Genomic DNA, 17,303 nt, shown 5'->3' with positions numbered 1-17,303 from the left:
ATAATGATGAAACCAACGTTTTTGCGCTGGGTCGCCATCGCCGCGCTGATGGCAGGCGGTACATTTAGCGTGGCGGCCAACCCGCCAGCGGCGCCTCCGGTCTCTTACGGCGTGGAGGAAGATGTTTTTCATCCCGTGCGGGCAACCCATGGCATGGTGGCGTCGGTGGATGCGCTGGCAACAAAAGTGGGCGTCGATATTCTCAGGCAGGGCGGTAACGCGGTGGATGCAGCGGTCGCCGTCGGCTATGCGCTGGCGGTGACGCATCCGCAGGCGGGGAACCTGGGCGGCGGCGGCTTTATGATGCTGCGTACCAAAGACGGCAAAACCACCGCCATCGATTTCCGCGAAATGGCGCCTTCTCAGGCGTCCCGCGATATGTTCCTCGACGATCAGGGTAACCCTGACAGCAAAAAATCCCTGACTTCGCACCTCGCCACCGGCACGCCGGGCACCGTTGCGGGCTTCTCGCTGGCGCTGGAAAAATACGGCACGATGCCGCTGAACAAGGTGGTGCAGCCTGCCATCAAGCTGGCGCGCGACGGCTTTGTGGTAAACGATGCGCTGGCGGACGATCTCAAGACCTATGGCAGCGAAGTCATTCCGAATCACGAAAACAGCAAGGCCATCTTCTGGAAAGACGGTGAGCCCCTGAAGAAGGGCGATAGGCTGGTGCAGAAGAACCTCGCCAAAAGCCTGGAGCTGATTGCGGAGCACGGTCCGGACGCCTTCTACAAAGGGGCAATTGCCGACCAGATTGCGGAAGAGATGCAAAAGAACGGCGGGCTCATCACCAAAGCGGATCTTGCGGAATACAAGGCGGTGGAGCGCGAGCCGATTAGCGGTACCTATCGCGGATACGAGGTCTTCTCCATGCCGCCGCCGTCTTCCGGTGGGATCCACATCGTGCAGATCCTCAATATTCTCGAAAACTTCGATATGCACAAGTTCGGCTTCGGCAGCGCGGACGCCATGCAGGTGATGGCGGAAGCGGAAAAACGCGCTTACGCCGACCGGTCGGAATATCTCGGCGATCCGGACTTCGTGAAGGTGCCGTGGCAGGCGCTGACCAACAAGGCGTATGCCAAATCCATTGCCGATCAGATCGACATCAACAAGGCTAAACCGTCGAGCGAGATCCGCCCCGGCAAGCTGGCGCCGTATGAAAGCAACCAGACCACCCACTTCTCGGTGGTGGATAAAGACGGTAACGCGGTGGCGGTGACGTACACGCTCAACACCACCTTCGGCACCGGGATTGTGGCGGGCAATAGCGGTATTTTGCTGAACAACGAGATGGATGACTTCTCTGCCAAACCGGGCGTGCCGAACGTCTACGGGCTGGTGGGCGGCGATGCGAATGCAGTAGGGCCGAAGAAACGTCCACTGTCGTCTATGTCGCCCACCATTGTCGTGAAAGACGGGAAAACCTGGCTGGTGACCGGCAGCCCTGGCGGCAGCCGTATTATCACTACCGTGCTGCAGATGGTGGTGAACAGCATCGACTTTGGGATGAACGTCGCCGAAGCGACCAACGCTCCGCGTTTCCATCACCAGTGGCTGCCGGACGAGCTGCGCGTCGAGAAGGGCTTTAGCCCGGACACCATCAAGCTGCTGGAACAGCGCGGGCAGAAGGTGGCGGTGAAGGAGGCGATGGGCAGCACCCAGAGCATTATGGTCGGGCCGGACGGGGCGCTGTTTGGCGCGTCGGATCCGCGGTCGGTGGATGATTTGTCGGCGGGGTATTAACGATTCCCCTCACCCTAACCCTCTCCCCGCAGGGGAGAGGGGATTGCACGGTGCGGTCTTTTCTCCCTCGCCCCTGTGGGGAGAGGGCCGGGGTGAGGGGAGTGTGTCACTTCATTCGCGCCATATAATACGCGTCCACATACTCGCCGTTGCGCAGGGCATAGCGTTTGCCGGTGCCTTCAATTTCGAACCCGTGTTTTTTGTACACCGCAATCGCCGGTTCGTTATCGACAAATACCGTCAGCTCAATGCGGTCAACGCGCAGCCAGTTATCGCACATATCAATCATGGTGCGCATCAGAGCGCTGGCAACGCCCCGGTTTTGCCACTGCGCGCCGACACAAATCCCAAAATCAGCCACATGGCTGCGGCGCGGGCGTTGCGCGACGACGATGCACAGATGGCCGGCGACATGACCGTCTATGCAGGCGACGAGCTGCTTGATGCCGGGCTGGTCGGATAGCCGTTCTTGCCACATTTGCTCAGAGGGATGAGGAACCTGTAGTGTGTTGTGGTACACCTCCGGCTGGGCGTGGATCTGACGAATGGCGTCATAATCTTTCGGTTCCGCATGGCGTATCACTATCTCACTCATTCCTTATTCCTCAGTCAGTTAAACGTCCCTTTCAACATCAATGACTTTAAAATTTGAGTCAACCGCTATTTTTTGCAAAAAGTATTGGACAAGTGCGAATGAGAATGATTATTATTGCTCTGCATTCAGGAAGACCGCTACGGGAACCTGAAAGCACGACATTGCTCACATTGCTTCCAGTATTACTTTAGCCAGCTTTTAGCTGGCTTTTTTTTTGTTATGGTTAGACTCAGTAACCTTCCAAAAGGACTGAGCCATGACACTACATTGCGCATTTATTGGATTTGGTAAAAGTACGACCCGCTACCACCTGCCGTATGTTCTCAACCGTAAAGACAGCTGGCACGTCGCGCACATCTTCCGCCGCCGCGCGAAGCCAGAAGAGCAATCCCCGCAGTATTCCCATATCCATTTCACCAGCGATCTTGATGAAGTGCTTAACGACCCGCAGGTCAAACTGGTTGTTGTCTGCACCCACGCCGACAGCCATTTTGACTATGCGAAACGCGCGCTGGAAGCGGGTAAAAACGTGCTGGTGGAAAAACCGTTCACCCCGACCATCGCCGAAGCAAAAGCGCTGTTCGCGCTGGCGAAAAGTAAAGGCCTGACCGTTACGCCGTATCAAAACCGTCGCTTTGACAGCTGCTTCCTGACGGCGAAAAAGGCGATTGAAAGCGGCAAGCTGGGCGACATTGTGGAAATCGAAAGCCACTTCGATTACTACCGTCCGGTGGCGGAAACCCAACCCGGCCTGCCGCAGGACGGCTCGTTCTATGGTCTGGGCGTGCATACGATGGACCAGATCATCTCTCTGTTTGGCCGACCGGACCACGTGGCGTATGACATCCGCAGCCTGCGTAACAAAGCCAACCCGGACGACACCTTTGAAGCGCAGCTGTTCTACGGCGACCTGAAGGCCATCGTCAAAACCAGCCATCTGGTGAAAATCGACTATCCGAAATTTATCGTTCACGGCACCAAAGGATCGTTCATTAAGTACGGCATCGACCAGCAGGAGACCAGCCTGAAGGCCAACATCATGCCGGGTGAACCGGGCTTTGCGGCGGATAATTCCGTGGGCGTGCTGGAGTATGTGAACGATGAGGGCGTAACGGTCAGGGAAGAGCTGAAACCGGAAATTGGCGACTATGGCCGCGTCTACGATGCGCTGTATGAAACTCTCACAACTAGCGCGCCGAATTACGTCAAGGAATCTGACGTTCTGACCAACCTGGAAATCCTCGAGCGGGCCTTTGAGCAGGCTTCTCCTGCCACGGTAACCCTCGCGAAATAAGCAAAAACGGCTCCTCTGCGCTTGTTCATAATTTTTGAACAGAGGAGTCAATTTTCACCCTCTATGATCCCAGGCGGTTTACGTCCACACTTACTCCATCGAAACGAACTGAGGGTGAAACAATGATCTACTTACGCAAAGCAAACGAACGTGGTCACGCGAATCATGGCTGGCTGGACTCATGGCATTCATTCTCGTTTGCCGACTACTACGACCCGAACTTCATGGGCTTCTCCGCACTGCGCGTGATTAACGACGACGTGATTGATGCAGGCCAGGGCTTCGGTACCCACCCGCACAAAGACATGGAAATCCTGACCTATGTGCTGGAAGGGGCGGTGGAACACCAGGACAGCATGGGCAACAAAGAGCAGGTTCCGGCGGGCGAGTTCCAGATTATGAGTGCGGGTACCGGGGTGCGTCACTCCGAGTACAACCCGAGCAAAACGGAAAAACTGCACCTGTATCAAATCTGGATCATTCCAGAAGAGACCGGCATCACGCCGCGCTACGAGCAGCGCCGCTTCGACGCGAAACAGGGCAAACAGCTGGTGCTGTCCCCGGATGCGCGTGAAGGTTCCCTGAAGGTGCATCAGGATATGGAGCTGTACCGCTGGGCGCTGGCGAAAGACGAACAGTCTGTGCACCAGATTGCCGCCAACCGCCGCGTCTGGATCCAGGTGGTGAAAGGTGAAGTGTCCATCAACGGCACCAAAGCGACAACCGCCGATGGCCTGGCCGTCTGGGATGAGCAGGCGCTTTCCGTGCATGCCGACAGCGAAAGTGAAATTCTGCTGTTTGACCTGCCGCCGGTGTAATAAATCATAAATAAATGCCCATCCTTCCCTTTGACAGGGGAAGGATGGGCTTTGTCCGTGATAAACTGAGCAAATCTCTCACTTCAAGATTTCTCAGGACGATGAAAAAGAAACGCCCCGTACTTCAGGATGTCGCCGATCGCGTCGGTGTGACCAAAATGACGGTCAGCCGTTTTTTACGTAACCCGGAACAGGTTTCCGTGGCGTTGCGTGGCAAGATTGCTGCGGCCCTTGATGAACTGGGTTATATCCCCAACCGCGCGCCCGATATTCTCTCCAATGCGACCAGCCGTGCGGTGGGCGTCCTGCTTCCTTCCCTGACCAACCAGGTTTTCGCCGAAGTTTTGCGCGGCATTGAAAGCGTCACCGATGCTTTTGGCTATCAGACCATGCTCGCCCACTACGGGTACAAGCCGGAACTGGAAGAAGAACGTCTTGAATCGATGCTTTCCTGGAACATCGACGGCCTGATTTTAACCGAACGTACCCACACTGCCCGCACGCTCAAAATGATTGAAGTGGCCGGTATCCCGGTGGTGGAGCTGATGGACAGCCAGTCGCCGTGCCTCGACATCGCCGTTGGGTTCGATAACTTCGAAGCGGCGCGCCAGATGACGGCGGCGATCATCGCCCGTGGGCATCGTCATATCGCCTATCTGGGTGCGCGTCTTGATGAACGTACTATCATCAAACAGAAGGGATACGAGCAGGCGATGCTCGACGCGAACCTAACCCCGTACAGCGTGATGGTGGAACAGTCCTCTTCCTATACGTCGGGTATTGAGCTGATGCGCCAGGCACGACGCGAGTATCCGCAACTGGACGGTATTTTCTGTACCAACGATGACCTTGCGGTCGGTGCGGCGTTTGAGTGCCAGCGTCTGGGGCTCAAGATCCCGGATGATATGGCAATTGCCGGTTTCCACGGCCACGACATTGGCCAGGTGATGGAGCCGCGTCTGGCGAGCGTCCTGACCCCGCGTGAACGTATGGGCCGCATTGGCGCAGAACGCCTGCTGGCGCGCATTCGTGGCGAGACGGTTACCCCAAAAATGTTAGATTTAGGTTTCACCTTGTCACCGGGTGGATCTATTTGAACTGACAAATTTGAAGTAGCTCACACTTATTCACTTCGCGCACGTTTGGATATTGCTTCTCTTTTGCCCCGGCAGGACAATGTTACCGATAACTGTTACCCGTAACAATTGACTGAGGGACACCCTTTGAGCACGACTAATCACGATCACCACGTCTACGTCCTGATGGGCGTTTCCGGTAGCGGGAAATCAGCCGTAGCCAGCGAAGTGGCGCATCAACTCCAGGCAGCGTTCCTTGATGGCGACTTCCTCCATCCGCGCAGCAACATCATGAAAATGGCCTCAGGTGAGCCGCTGAACGATGACGACCGCAAACCGTGGTTGCAGGCGCTGAATGACGCCGCGTTCGCCATGCAGCGCACCAACAAAGTCTCCCTGATCGTCTGCTCTGCGCTGAAAAAAACCTACCGCGACCTGCTGCGCGACGGTAACCCGAACCTCTCTTTCATCTACCTGAAGGGGGACTTCGAGGTGATTGAAAGCCGCCTGAAGGCGCGTAAAGGTCACTTCTTCAAAACCCAGATGCTGGTGACGCAGTTCGAAGCGCTGCAGGAGCCGGGTGAAGATGAGAAAGATGTCTTAGTGGTTGATATCGATCAGTCACTGGAAGGTGTTGTTGCCAGCACCATCGAGGTCATTAATAAAAGGCAGTAAGTTTTGAGTACATTAACGCTAGTTTTGACAGCAGTGGGTTCCGTGTTGCTGCTGCTGTTTTTAGTGATGAAGGCGCGTATGCACGCTTTTGTCGCTTTGATGGTGGTTTCTATAGGTGCAGGTCTCTTTTCCGGGATGCCGCTCGACAAGATCGCCGCGACGATGGAAAAAGGGATGGGCGGCACGCTGGGCTTCCTGGCGATTGTGGTCGCCCTTGGCGCGATGTTTGGCAAGATTTTGCACGAGACGGGCGCGGTCGACCAGATTGCCGTCAAGATGCTGAAATCCTTCGGCCACAGCCGCGCGCACTACGCGATTGGTCTGGCTGGCCTGATTTGCGCGCTGCCGCTGTTCTTCGAAGTGGCCGTTGTGCTGCTGATAAGCGTCGCGTTCTCCATGGCGCGCCATACCGGCACTAACCTCGTGAAGCTGGTCATTCCGCTGTTTGCGGGCGTGGCGGCGGCCGCAGCGTTTCTGCTGCCTGGGCCTGCGCCGATGCTGCTGGCATCCCAGATGCACGCCGACTTTGGCTGGATGGATCCTGATTGGCCTGTGCGCGGCAATTCCGGGGATGATTATTGCCGGTCCGCTGTGGGGCAACTTCATCAGCCGTTACGTTGAGCTGCATATTCCGGACGACATCACCGAGCCGCACCTGGGCGAGGGCAAAATGCCGTCCTTCGGCTTCAGCCTGTCGCTGATCCTGCTCCCGCTGGTTCTCGTGGGTCTGAAAACCATCGCCGCGCGCTTTGTGCCGGTGGGTTCCAGCGCCTACGAATGGTTCGAGTTCATCGGTCACCCGTTCACGGCGATCCTGGTGGCCTGTCTGGTGGCGATTTACGGCCTGGCGATGCGTCAGGGAATGCCGAAAGATCGGGTGATGGAGATCTGCGGTGCCGCGCTGCAGCCTGCGGGCATTATCCTGCTGGTGATCGGCGCTGGCGGCGTGTTCAAGCAGGTGCTGGTGGATTCCGGCGTAGGCCCAGCTCTGGGCGAAGCGCTGACCGGGATGGGCCTGCCGATTGCGGTCACCTGCTTCGTGCTGGCTGCGGCGGTGCGTATCATCCAGGGTTCCGCAACCGTGGCGTGCTTAACCGCCGTGGGTCTGGTGATGCCGGTGATTGAACAGCTGAACTACTCCGGTGCGCAGATGGCGGCGCTGTCTATCTGTATCGCGGGCGGTTCGATTGTGGTCTCTCACGTTAACGACGCGGGCTTCTGGCTGTTCGGTAAATTTACCGGCGCCACCGAAGCGCAAACCCTGAAAACCTGGACGCTGATGGAAACCATCCTCGGCACGACGGGTGCCATTGTCGGGATGATTGCTTTCACACTGCTGAGCTGAATGCGGTGATTTAACAAGGCTCAAAAATAAGGCCCGGTAGCGTTAACGCTTACCGGGCCTTTATATTATGCAGAACGCCAGGCCGGGTCAGGTAAAACCACCAACCCGGCTTTTTCACATCACTCGCCCTGCGTCGCGCTCTCGATCGTCAAACGCACATCTGACGTAATGAGTTCGGCCAGCATCTGGTACACCTTCAGCGTCTCTTCCGGCTCGGCATCACCCGTATCGCTGATGTAGCCTTCGTCACGCAGCGTCAGGACCAGAGAGCTGAAGACCGCTTTGTCGAAGAATTCCGGGGCGTTAATGCCGTGCAGAACGGACAGGCGCTGTGCCAGCGTCCGGCTCTCTTTCTCCAGCGTGCCGCGGTTGATAGACGGGTTCGCACTCAGCAGCCAGAACGTAATGGCGTAGCGCTGCAGCGTTTCGCGCGCACCGGCAGCAAGCAGTTGCAGGGTTCGGGAACGCGACGGATTGATGTGCAGCTCGTCGTTTGAGACGGTGATCAGCCCCTGACGACGCAGCTCTTCCGTCAGTTTGTCCAGTTCGCCCGCCAGCTCGTCTTTGCTCCAGCGCAGGAACAGCTCCGCTTTCAGCATCGGATAGAGCGTCTCAACGTGACGCAATAGCTCCTGACGCGAAATACGGCGATGCTGGGTGATGATAGCCGCCATGAGCGACGGCAGCATCAGCATATGGGTGATGTTGTTGCGGTAGTAGGTCATCAGCACTGCCTGCTCGCGCGGCAGAATAATGATGTCGCCGATCGTGTCCTTTTCGACTTCAAACTTGTTCATCTGCAGCGCGTGATCGATAAGCTCACTGGCGGTAGCAGAAGGCACGGTTGAATCAACGGAATACGGCACGTTGCGCATCATGTCCAGATAGCAATCCAGCTGCTCCGTGAGCTGTTCGCGGGTCAGCGAGCGCTGACGCGAAGCCAGAAGCGCCGTACAGCACAGGTTCATGGCGTTAGCCGCACCGGCGTTGTTAATGCGCACCATCAGCTCGGACGCGATGCCGTTGACCGTTGGCGTCAGCCAGGCCGGACGAATCGCTTCGATAGGATCGATGGACTCGCGCCACTCGGGAACGTGATGGTTCAGATACGTCATCAGCGGCATCGGTTCGCCGAAGTTCACGTAGCCCTGACCGAGATTGCGTAGCTTGCTCAAGCCGCGCAGCATCTGCGGCAGGCTCTCTTTCTCTTTGGTCGCACCGCGCAGCTCTTTGGCGTACGTGCCCACTTCCATCACGTGCTCATAGCCAATGTAGATTGGCACCAGCGTGATTGGACGGGTTCCTCCGCGCAGCATCGCCTGAATGGTCATCGACAGCGTGCCGGTCTTCGGATCAAGCAGACGTCCGGTACGGGAACGACCGCCCTCCACGAAGTACTCCACGGAATAGCCGCGGCTGAACAGCTCGCCCAGATACTCGCGGAACACGGTGGAGTAAAGCTTGTTGCCCTTGAAGGTGCGACGGATAAAGAACGCGCCCAGGCGGCGGAAAATCGGACCTGCTGGCCAGAAATTCAGGTTGATACCGGCAGCAATGTGCGGCGGTACCAGCCCCTGGTGATAGAGCACGTAGGAAAGAAGCAGGTAGTCCATGTGGCTGCGGTGGCAGGGAACATAGACGATCTCATGGCCATCGTGCGCCAGCTGACGCACACGTTCGGCATTATGAACGTTGATGCCCTGATACAGGCGGTTCCAGGTAAAGCCGAGAATACGATCGGACAGGCGAATCATCTCGTAAGAGAAGTTCGCTGCAATCTCTTCCATCAGCGCAATGGCGTTCTGCTGGGCTTTCTCATGCGATATTTTCTTGCTGCGCGCTTCGTCTTCAACGGCGCGGGCAATCGCTTTGGAGGCCAAAAGCTTGTTGAACAGATCCTGACGCGCCGGGAGACGCGGCCCTACGGCAGCGAGGCGCTGGCGCGCGAAGTGCATACGCGCCACGCGCGCCAGTTTTTGCGCGATGATCTTGTCGGTACCGTGCTCGTCCGCCATACGACGCAGCGAAACGGAAGGGGAGAAACGCACAAAGCTGTCGCGTCCCAGCCAGGAGACCGCGAAGAACTTCTGGATGCCGTTAAGCATGCGCAGCGGCGGGTTCTCTTCACCTTTTTCACGGCCCGGACGACGACCAAACATCACCGACACCGGCACCATCTGCACATCCAGATCGGGGTTGCTGCGGTGCAGGTCAAGATAGTCGTGGAACAGCTTGATGGACTCTTCTTTTGGCGTGTAGTAGGTAAACACGCGCGGTCCACCGTGAATGAACACGTAGCGCGGCAGCAGCGTACCGTCAACTTCAAGCGGTTCAAGCGGGTCCGGTAAGTCATGCGCCAGACACTGGGCGCGAAGCGTCAGTAAGTCTGCCTTCGAGTTATAAGGCAAAACGTACATAATAGGACGCGAGGTATCGAGCCCCAATTCCAGCGCGGGTTCTGCTGGGATAGACTTGCTTTTTACCAGGATGCTTAATGGTAAATTAAGTAATTTGTAGTAAATTCGTGGCCAGCCGGACATAAACGATGTAAAGCCTCTGGTTAATAATGCAATTGCGGCGCAAGGATAACAGAAAGCGCGCAAAATTTCTGTTGTTACCCGTCATACTTCAGGCTGTAGCGAAACGCGCTACAGTTCCTGTTACTGACGCTTTTTTTCATAAAAGGTTCTTTTAATGGCCAATAATACCACTGGGTTAACGCGTATCATCAAAGCCGCCGGCTATTCATGGAAAGGTTTCCGTGCCGCGTGGATCAACGAAGCCGCCTTTCGCCAGGAGGGCGTCGCCGCTATCATCGCGGTGATCATCGCCTGTTTCCTTGATGTTGATGCTATTACCCGCGTACTTCTAATCGGTTCCGTGCTTCTGGTGATGATAGTGGAAATTCTTAATAGCGCTATTGAAGCCGTTGTTGATCGCATTGGTTCAGATTTCCACGAGCTTTCTGGCCGCGCAAAAGACATGGGCTCTGCTGCCGTGTTGCTGGCGATTATCACTGCCGTTATCACCTGGGTCACGCTGCTTTGGTCGCATTTCCGATGAGCCTCGAGGAATAATTAAGTCCCTGGTTTTTTGTGCAGTTTTTGGTTCCAAAATCGCCTTTGACTGTATATACTCACAGCATAACTGTATATACACCCAGGGGGCGGAATGAAAGCGTTAACGACCAGGCAGCAAGAGGTGTTTGATCTCATCCGGGATCATATCGGCCAGACGGGTATGCCACCCACGCGTGCGGAAATCGCGCAGCGTCTGGGCTTCCGTTCTCCGAATGCTGCCGAAGAACACCTGAAAGCGCTGGCGCGTAAAGGCGTGATTGAGATTGTTTCAGGCGCGTCACGCGGTATCCGCCTGCTGGTGGAAGAAGAGACGGGCATTCCGCTGATAGGCCGTGTTGCCGCCGGTGAGCCTTTACTGGCACAGCAACATATTGAAGGCCACTACCAGGTCGATCCTGGCATGTTCAAACCGAGCGCAGATTTCCTGCTGCGCGTTAGCGGTATGTCGATGAAAGACATCGGTATTCTTGATGGCGATCTGCTTGCGGTGCACAAAACGCAGGATGTGCGTAACGGCCAGGTAGTTGTCGCGCGCATTGATGATGAAGTTACCGTCAAGCGTCTGAAAAAACAGGGTAACACCGTTCAGCTGCTGCCTGAAAACAACGAGTTCTCCCCGATTGTGGTCGATCTCCGCGAACACAACTTCTCTATCGAAGGACTGGCGGTTGGGGTCATTCGCAACGGTGAATGGCTGTAATCTCTTCCTGACAGGCTATGGCGCCGCTGTAGCCTGCTTCATTCTCCACTCCCGGTATTTTTCATGTCACTGCTGACGGAATCAGATAAGGCATTGTGGCGTCTCGCTCTGCCGATGATTTTCTCCAATATCACCGTGCCCTTGCTGGGGCTGGTCGATACTGCCGTTATTGGTCATCTTGATTCGCCTGTTTATCTTGGCGGCGTGGCGATTGGCGCGACGGCAACCAGCTTCCTGTTTATGCTGCTGCTCTTTTTGCGCATGAGCACCACCGGGCTCACGGCACAGGCTTATGGTGCAAAAGATCCGCTGCGTCTGGCGCGCGCGCTGGTCCAGCCGCTGATCCTTGCGCTTGGCGCGGGAGTGTTAATCGTTTTATTACGTACGCCCCTGATCGACCTTGCGCTCCATGTTGTCGGCGGCAGCGAGGCGGTACTGGCTCAGGCGCGCCGTTTCCTTGAAATTCGCTGGCTCAGCGCGCCCGCCTCGCTGGCAAACCTGGTTCTGCTGGGGTGGCTACTGGGCGTGCAGTACGCCCGTGCGCCAGTGATTTTGCTGGTGGCAGGCAACCTTCTCAACATTGTGCTGGATGTCTGGCTGGTAATGGGCCTGCATATGAACGTGCAGGGCGCGGCGCTGGCGACGGCGATTGCCGAATACGGAACCTTGATTATCGGTCTGTGGATGGTCTGGCGCGTGCTGGCGATGCGCGGGATCTCCCTGGCGCTGCTCAAAACCGCATGGCGCGGCAATATCCGTAAGCTGCTGGCGCTCAATCGTGACATCATGCTGCGCTCGCTGCTGCTTCAGCTCTGCTTCGGCGCGCTGACGGTTTTCGGGGCCCGACAGGGGCCAGAAATCGTCGCGGTCAACGCGGTATTGATGACGCTGCTGACCTTTACCGCCTACGCGCTGGACGGATTTGCCTATGCGGTAGAAGCGCATTCCGGGCAGGCGTACGGGGCGCGCGAAAGCGGGCAGCTTAGGGACGTCTGGCGGGCAGCCTGCCGCCAGTCTGGGCTGGTGGCGCTGGTGTTCGGCCTGGTTTACGCCTGCTTTGGTGAGCAAATTGTCGCGTTGCTTACGTCTCTTCCTGCGCTGCGCGAGCTGGCGAGTCACTATCTCATCTGGCAAGTCATCTTACCGGTGGTCGGCGTCTGGTGTTATCTGCTGGACGGCATGTTTATTGGTGCGACGCGCGGAGCGGAAATGCGTAACAGCATGGCGGTCGCGGCGGCCGGGTTTGGTCTGACGCTGCTGACGCTTCCCTGGCTGGGTAATCACGGTTTGTGGCTGGCCCTGGCCGTTTTCCTCTCGCTGCGAGGGATATCGCTGGCTTTTATCTGGCACCGCCACTGGCAAAACGATACCTGGTTCCCTTCACGTCACGATATATCGTGACGGTTAAAGATTCCGAATATCAAATCAACTGCCGAATCCTTAACTACAATAATTATCACGTCCAGCAGAAAAGAACGTAACGGACGTTACGACCCGACGCTTAACTAAGAGGACACGATGATGAATAAAGACGAAATCGGCGGCAACTGGAAGCAGTTCAAGGGTAAAGCGAAAGAACAGTGGGGTAAGCTGACCGATGACGATATGACCGTCATTGAAGGTAAACGCGATCAGCTTGTCGGTAAAATCCAGGAGCGTTACGGCTACGCAAAAGACCAGGCGGAAAAAGAAGTGGGCGACTGGGAAAAACGCAACGACTACCGCTGGTAACCGGGCTATACCCGCAAGTACAAGGAAGTACACCCTGAGGGCGGCCATGAGCCGCCTTTGCTTTTACTACTGCTAACGCGGTTTTTTCTTCACAAGAATAGAGTGGTCGTGCTGACATGCGTCCTGATGGCGGCAGGCTTCCACTTCCACGCAGGCAGAGCACAGTCCGTGCGCTTCAATCACGTTATGACGCAGGGCAAAACCCATTTTCGCCGCCAGCGTATGCATAATATCTTCCACGCCTTCCGCAGCCTCTTCTTTCACCACGCCGCAGCGGTCGCAGATAAACATCGCCGATGTATGGGTGGGCTGATCGAACAGATGGCACAACACGTAGCTGTTGGTGGACTCAACTTTATGCACGAATCCTTGTTCCAGCAGGAAATCAAGGGCGCGATACACGGTTGGTGGTTTCGCCTGCGGCTCGCTTTCGCGGAGCAGGTCCAGCAGATCGTAAGCGCTGATGGCACCCTGCTGCAGGCTCATCAGACGTAAGACTTCAAGGCGCTGCGGAGTCAGGCGCACATTGCGTTGCGCACACAGCTTTTCGGCCTGCGCTAACAGCTCTTTTGTGGACTTATCCATTTAGCACCCCGGATGTTATAGGACGGAAAACCCTCACTTTATCATGTTCTGGTAAAAACGCCGAGATCCGCCAGTCTGTGCTATACCTGACCCATTGCAAACCGGGAAATAACCAATGAAAAAACCTGACTGTATTCGGCACTGGCGCGACGTTGAAGGCGCGGATGATTCGACCTATCCAGATAGCGATGAGCGTTTTTCTATCGGCGCCCCGTTGGCTCGCAAGCTTGGGCTCGGGCGCATTGGTATCCATCACGAGCGTTTACCGCCCGGGCGCAGGACGTCCTATCCGCACGCGGAAAGCGATGAAGAAGAGTTCGTTTATGTGCTCGAAGGTCATCCAGAAGCGTGGATCAATGGCTATTTATGGAAACTTGAACCGGGCGACAGCGTGGGGTTTCCTGCCGGAACCGGTATCTGCCACACCTTTATCAACAACACGGACGAAGAGGTGCGGTTACTGGTCGTTGGCGAGGCCAACAAAAAGCACAACCGCATCTACTATCCGCTCAACCCCGTGTATGCCGCTACCCGTGAGGATCGCTGGGTAGACCACCCGCCCCAGTTTTTTGGACCGCATGATGGAAAACCTGGGAAAAAATAATTTCCTCTTCTATAAATATTGAGGGCCGTCACAAAATATAACAGGCCGTAAGGGAGTTTTACTTAGGGATAGAAATAGCGGGTCTTTTACTACTTATTCACAGCAATAGTTCGTTCCTGTTTGGGTGATAACAGACAGGGGTTATTTCATAACAGACTATAACGGGCATACTGTGAAAAAAAATTTTAAATTTTCGGTGGTTAGTATCGCTGTTTCCTTGTTTATGGCAAATCAGGCGGGAGCAGCCAATACCTGGACAGAATCACGTAGCGACGCAATGGGTGGCACTGGCGTTGCCTCCGGGAACTATGGTAGCGGGGCGTTAATCAACCCCGCGTTGCTGGCAAAGGCAAAACCGGACGATGATGTGACGGTCATTTTGCCGTCCGTTGGCGTACAGGTAACGGATGAGGACAATCTTCAGGACGAGATTGATACCATCAACGACAAAATCAATCACTATAAGGATGTGGTTGATGACCTCACGCCAAGGGAGATCATCACCAATCCGTTAGGTTCCATTAATCAATTCCAGGGCGCGGCCAAAGATCTGGCCGATGAGCTGGACTACCTGAAGGGCAAAACCGCACGCGCGACGGCAGGTGCAGGGCTTGCCGTGAGTATCCCTAACGATGTGCTTTCCGTGGCCTTTATGGCGAAAGGCTATGCCCATGGCCGGGTGAGCTCGTCTATCGATCAGCAAGATATTGATTATCTGCGCGGTATTCAACAAAGCAAAGTGGTGGCTGCCGGTGTTGCCCTGGACGCTGCGCTGAACGGCACGGATCAGATCACTAAAAATCTCAACTCAACGGCGTCTGGCCGGGCAGCGATTGTGTCCGACTATGGTGTTGCCGTTGCCCGTCAGTTTGACCTCGGCGGCGTCCCGGTTTCCGTGGGCGTGACGCCAAAACTGCAAAAAACCTGGGTCTATAACTACACCACGTCAATCTACGATTACGACAGTAATAAGTGGAACGACAGCCGCTACCGCACGGACGACACGGGCTTTAACGTCGATGCCGGTATCGCGGCTGATTTCGGCGAACACTGGACGGTTGGCGTGAGCGGTCAAAACCTGATGTCGCGCGATATCGACACCAAAGATATCCGTATCCGCAACGGCCGGACGGGAGAAGTGGTGAGCTACAAAGACACCTACCAGATCCGTCCGCTGGTGACCGCCGGCGCCGCCTGGCATAACGACCTGGTGACGCTGACCGCCGATGGCGATCTGACGGAAACCAAAGGCTTCAAGAGCGAAGATACGTCGCAGTACGTTGGCGTCGGTGCCGAGGTTACGCCGCTCAGCTGGCTGGCGGTGCGTGCGGGTTATCGCGCGGACGTGAAGGGTAACGACAGCAATGTCTTTACCGGCGGTGTCGGCTTCGCACCGTTCAGTACCGTTCATGTTGACCTGATGGGACTTTACGGTGAGGACGAAACCTGGGGCGCAGGGGCTCAGCTGAGCATGACGTTCTAAAGTCCACCGGAGGCGCTGCGCCTCCGGCTTTTCTTTGTGCTATAGTAGCGCCCCTTTTCCACCAGATGCTTAAAACTTCGCCATGTCGTCAGAATTACAGACCGCTTTCCCTGCACACCGTTTCTCCATTGCGCCGATGCTCGACTGGACGGACAGACACTGCCGCTACTTCCTGCGCCAGCTCTCCCGCCATACGCTGCTGTACACCGAAATGGTGACCACGGGCGCAATCATTCACGGGAAGGGCGACTATCTGGCCTATAGCGAAGAAGAGCATCCGGTTGCCCTGCAGCTGGGCGGCAGCGATCCGGCCGCGCTGGCGCAGTGCGCGAAGCTGGCGGAAGAACGCGGCTACGACGAGATCAACCTGAACGTTGGCTGCCCGTCCGACCGCGTGCAAAACGGCATGTTTGGCGCCTGTCTGATGGGGAATGCACAGCTGGTAGCGGACTGTATCAAGGCGATGCGCGATGTGGTCTCCATTCCGGTCACGGTCAAAACCCGTATCGGCATTGACGACCAGGACAGCTACGAATTCCTGTGCGACTTCATCAACACGGTATCCGGGAAAGGCGAGTGTGAGATGTTCATCATCCACGCGCGAAAAGCCTGGCTCTCCGGCCTCAGCCCGAAAGAGAACCGCGAGATCCCGCCGCTGGACTATCCGCGCGTGTATCAACTGAAGCGTGACTTTCCGCACCTGACGATGTCCATCAACGGCGGCATCAAGTCGCTGGAAGAGGCCAAAGCGCATCTGGCGCATATGGATGGCGTGATGGTCGGCCGCGAGGCGTATCAGAACCCGGGCATTCTGGCGACGGTCGATCGCGAAATCTTTGGTATCGAAGGCGCGGACACCGATCCGGTTGCCGTCGTGCGTGCGATGTACCCTTACATTGAGCGCGAGTTGAGTAATGGCACGTATCTCGGCCATATCACCCGCCATATGCTTGGCCTGTTCCAGGGGATTCCGGGCGCGCGTCAGTGGCGCCGCTACCTGAGCGAGAATGCGCATAAAGCCGGAGCCGATATTGAGGTGCTGGAACATGCGCTGCGACTGGTGGCAGACAAGCGATAACTTTCGCTAAAAGTTCGTCAAATTCACCACGCCCTGCGAACGCTCGCGGGGCATTTTGCTTTAATAACAACAGGTTAATACTGGCATGATTCTTGTAATGCTGAGTGCATTACTCGGGAACTCGTGGGAGAGCACCATGCTGGAACTACTTTTTGTGATTGGCTTTTTTGTCATGCTGTTAGCGACTGGCGTTTCGCTGCTCGGCATTCTGGCGGCTATCGTGGTGGCGACGGTGGTCATGTTTATTGGCGGACTGTTTGCGCTGACGATCAAACTGTTGCCGTGGCTACTGCTGGCCATTGCGGTCGTGTGGGTGATTCGGGCGATTAAAGCGCCAAAAGTGCCCAGTTATCAGCGCAATAACCGCTTCCGTTACTAAGGTATTGAGGGGTTCGTCACATACTTGTAACTTTTCCGGCGGCATGGCTTAGAACAGAATAGGATTTAGTTATCGAATCTGTCACTATGACTGCCGTTAAAGAATTCATCG

16 protein-coding genes and 1 pseudogene are annotated in these 17,303 nt (G+C 56.1%); 14 read left to right on the top strand and 3 right to left on the bottom strand.

Features of this window, described 5'->3' with window-relative positions:
• Positions 1–3: 3 nt before the first annotated feature.
• Positions 4–1,749 (top strand): gamma-glutamyltransferase, encoded by a 1,746-nt coding sequence (gene ggt / locus ACWKXN_RS18530; RefSeq protein WP_073001667.1) that lies wholly within the window; start codon positions 4–6, stop codon positions 1,747–1,749.
• Positions 1,750–1,855: 106 nt separating this feature from the next.
• On the opposite strand, the gene yhhY is transcribed toward ggt, so the two are convergent.
• Positions 1,856–2,344 carry an N-acetyltransferase gene (yhhY, locus tag ACWKXN_RS18525; RefSeq protein WP_045143059.1) on the bottom strand — a complete coding sequence of 163 codons (489 nt, stop codon included), beginning with the start codon at positions 2,342–2,344 and terminating at the stop codon, positions 1,856–1,858.
• Between the two features lie 256 nt (positions 2,345–2,600).
• On the opposite strand from yhhY, the gene ACWKXN_RS18520 reads away from it, so the two are divergent.
• The 5 genes and pseudogenes from ACWKXN_RS18520 to gntU all read left to right on the top strand — a co-directional run bounded on the left by ACWKXN_RS18520 (position 2,601) and on the right by gntU (position 7,552).
• Positions 2,601–3,638 carry an oxidoreductase gene (locus tag ACWKXN_RS18520; RefSeq protein ID WP_058842053.1) on the top strand — a complete coding sequence of 346 codons (1,038 nt, stop codon included), beginning with the start codon at positions 2,601–2,603 and terminating at the stop codon, positions 3,636–3,638.
• Positions 3,639–3,760: 122 nt separating this feature from the next.
• The gene (locus tag ACWKXN_RS18515) at positions 3,761–4,456 is read left to right on the top strand and encodes a pirin family protein (protein ID WP_003861565.1); all 696 of its coding nucleotides are present in this window, start codon (positions 3,761–3,763) and stop codon (positions 4,454–4,456) included.
• Between the two features lie 101 nt (positions 4,457–4,557).
• Positions 4,558–5,553: a gluconate operon transcriptional repressor GntR gene (gntR, locus tag ACWKXN_RS18510; protein WP_021242747.1), complete on the top strand. Its 996-nt coding sequence runs from the start codon at positions 4,558–4,560 to the stop codon at positions 5,551–5,553.
• A gap of 126 nt (positions 5,554–5,679) precedes the next feature.
• Positions 5,680–6,207: a gluconokinase gene (gene gntK / locus ACWKXN_RS18505; protein WP_008503362.1), complete on the top strand. Its 528-nt coding sequence runs from the start codon at positions 5,680–5,682 to the stop codon at positions 6,205–6,207.
• Positions 6,208–6,210: 3 nt separating this feature from the next.
• Positions 6,211–7,552 (top strand): annotated as a pseudogene (gene gntU, locus ACWKXN_RS18500) (gluconate transporter).
• 119 nt (positions 7,553–7,671) lie between these two features.
• On the opposite strand, the gene plsB reads toward gntU, so the two are convergent.
• Positions 7,672–10,092 carry a glycerol-3-phosphate 1-O-acyltransferase PlsB gene (gene plsB / locus ACWKXN_RS18495; RefSeq protein ID WP_033144402.1) on the bottom strand — a complete coding sequence of 807 codons (2,421 nt, stop codon included), beginning with the start codon at positions 10,090–10,092 and terminating at the stop codon, positions 7,672–7,674.
• Positions 10,093–10,246: 154 nt separating this feature from the next.
• On the opposite strand from plsB, the gene ACWKXN_RS18490 reads away from it, so the two are divergent.
• The 4 genes from ACWKXN_RS18490 (at position 10,247) to ACWKXN_RS18475 (ending at position 13,063) form a co-directional block, all read left to right on the top strand.
• Complete coding sequence (locus ACWKXN_RS18490; protein WP_023334158.1) at positions 10,247–10,615, top strand: diacylglycerol kinase; 369 nt, start codon at positions 10,247–10,249, stop codon at positions 10,613–10,615.
• Between the two features lie 108 nt (positions 10,616–10,723).
• Positions 10,724–11,332: a transcriptional repressor LexA gene (gene lexA / locus ACWKXN_RS18485; protein ID WP_023310039.1), complete on the top strand. Its 609-nt coding sequence runs from the start codon at positions 10,724–10,726 to the stop codon at positions 11,330–11,332.
• Between the two features lie 63 nt (positions 11,333–11,395).
• The gene (dinF, locus tag ACWKXN_RS18480; RefSeq protein WP_182931435.1) at positions 11,396–12,733 is read left to right on the top strand and encodes an MATE family efflux transporter DinF; all 1,338 of its coding nucleotides are present in this window, start codon (positions 11,396–11,398) and stop codon (positions 12,731–12,733) included.
• 120 nt (positions 12,734–12,853) lie between these two features.
• Entirely contained in the window at positions 12,854–13,063 is a 210-nt protein-coding gene (locus ACWKXN_RS18475) for a CsbD family protein (protein ID WP_014830284.1), read from the top strand.
• A 72-nt stretch (positions 13,064–13,135) separates the two neighbouring features.
• On the opposite strand, the gene zur is transcribed toward ACWKXN_RS18475, so the two are convergent.
• On the bottom strand, positions 13,136–13,648 hold the full coding sequence (zur, locus tag ACWKXN_RS18470; RefSeq protein ID WP_008503369.1) for a zinc uptake transcriptional repressor Zur: 513 nt from the start codon (positions 13,646–13,648) through the stop codon (positions 13,136–13,138).
• Positions 13,649–13,763: 115 nt separating this feature from the next.
• Between zur and ACWKXN_RS18465 the strand changes: the two genes are divergently transcribed.
• The 4 genes from ACWKXN_RS18465 to pspG all read left to right on the top strand — a co-directional run bounded on the left by ACWKXN_RS18465 (position 13,764) and on the right by pspG (position 17,192).
• Positions 13,764–14,252 (top strand): cupin domain-containing protein, encoded by a 489-nt coding sequence (locus ACWKXN_RS18465; RefSeq protein ID WP_023310041.1) that lies wholly within the window; start codon positions 13,764–13,766, stop codon positions 14,250–14,252.
• Positions 14,253–14,424: 172 nt separating this feature from the next.
• Positions 14,425–15,735 (top strand): conjugal transfer protein TraF, encoded by a 1,311-nt coding sequence (locus tag ACWKXN_RS18460; RefSeq protein WP_039264135.1) that lies wholly within the window; start codon positions 14,425–14,427, stop codon positions 15,733–15,735.
• Between the two features lie 82 nt (positions 15,736–15,817).
• Positions 15,818–16,813, top strand: a complete 996-nt coding sequence (gene dusA / locus ACWKXN_RS18455) for a tRNA dihydrouridine(20/20a) synthase DusA (protein WP_045355242.1) — start codon at positions 15,818–15,820, stop codon at positions 16,811–16,813.
• A 136-nt stretch (positions 16,814–16,949) separates the two neighbouring features.
• Positions 16,950–17,192, top strand: a complete 243-nt coding sequence (gene pspG / locus ACWKXN_RS18450) for an envelope stress response protein PspG (protein ID WP_023310044.1) — start codon at positions 16,950–16,952, stop codon at positions 17,190–17,192.
• Positions 17,193–17,303 lie beyond the last annotated feature (111 nt).

The organism is Enterobacter sp. UPMP2060 (assembly GCF_053709655.1).
This window is presented reverse-complemented; position numbering and strand designations above follow the sequence as displayed.

Coding starts and splice junctions, on each gene's coding strand:
- dinF (WP_182931435.1), top strand. CDS start 11,396: ATGTCACTGCTGACGGAATCAGATAAGGCATTGTGGCGTCTCGCTCTG.
- lexA (WP_023310039.1), top strand. CDS start 10,724: ATGAAAGCGTTAACGACCAGGCAGCAAGAGGTGTTTGATCTCATCCGG.
- ACWKXN_RS18465 (WP_023310041.1), top strand. CDS start 13,764: ATGAAAAAACCTGACTGTATTCGGCACTGGCGCGACGTTGAAGGCGCG.
- dusA (WP_045355242.1), top strand. CDS start 15,818: ATGTCGTCAGAATTACAGACCGCTTTCCCTGCACACCGTTTCTCCATT.
- plsB (WP_033144402.1), bottom strand. CDS start 10,092: ATGTCCGGCTGGCCACGAATTTACTACAAATTACTTAATTTACCATTA.
- yhhY (WP_045143059.1), bottom strand. CDS start 2,344: ATGAGTGAGATAGTGATACGCCATGCGGAACCGAAAGATTATGACGCC.
- ACWKXN_RS18520 (WP_058842053.1), top strand. CDS start 2,601: ATGACACTACATTGCGCATTTATTGGATTTGGTAAAAGTACGACCCGC.
- gntR (WP_021242747.1), top strand. CDS start 4,558: ATGAAAAAGAAACGCCCCGTACTTCAGGATGTCGCCGATCGCGTCGGT.
- zur (WP_008503369.1), bottom strand. CDS start 13,648: ATGGATAAGTCCACAAAAGAGCTGTTAGCGCAGGCCGAAAAGCTGTGT.
- pspG (WP_023310044.1), top strand. CDS start 16,950: ATGCTGGAACTACTTTTTGTGATTGGCTTTTTTGTCATGCTGTTAGCG.
- ACWKXN_RS18475 (WP_014830284.1), top strand. CDS start 12,854: ATGAATAAAGACGAAATCGGCGGCAACTGGAAGCAGTTCAAGGGTAAA.
- ACWKXN_RS18490 (WP_023334158.1), top strand. CDS start 10,247: ATGGCCAATAATACCACTGGGTTAACGCGTATCATCAAAGCCGCCGGC.
- ggt (WP_073001667.1), top strand. CDS start 4: ATGATGAAACCAACGTTTTTGCGCTGGGTCGCCATCGCCGCGCTGATG.
- ACWKXN_RS18515 (WP_003861565.1), top strand. CDS start 3,761: ATGATCTACTTACGCAAAGCAAACGAACGTGGTCACGCGAATCATGGC.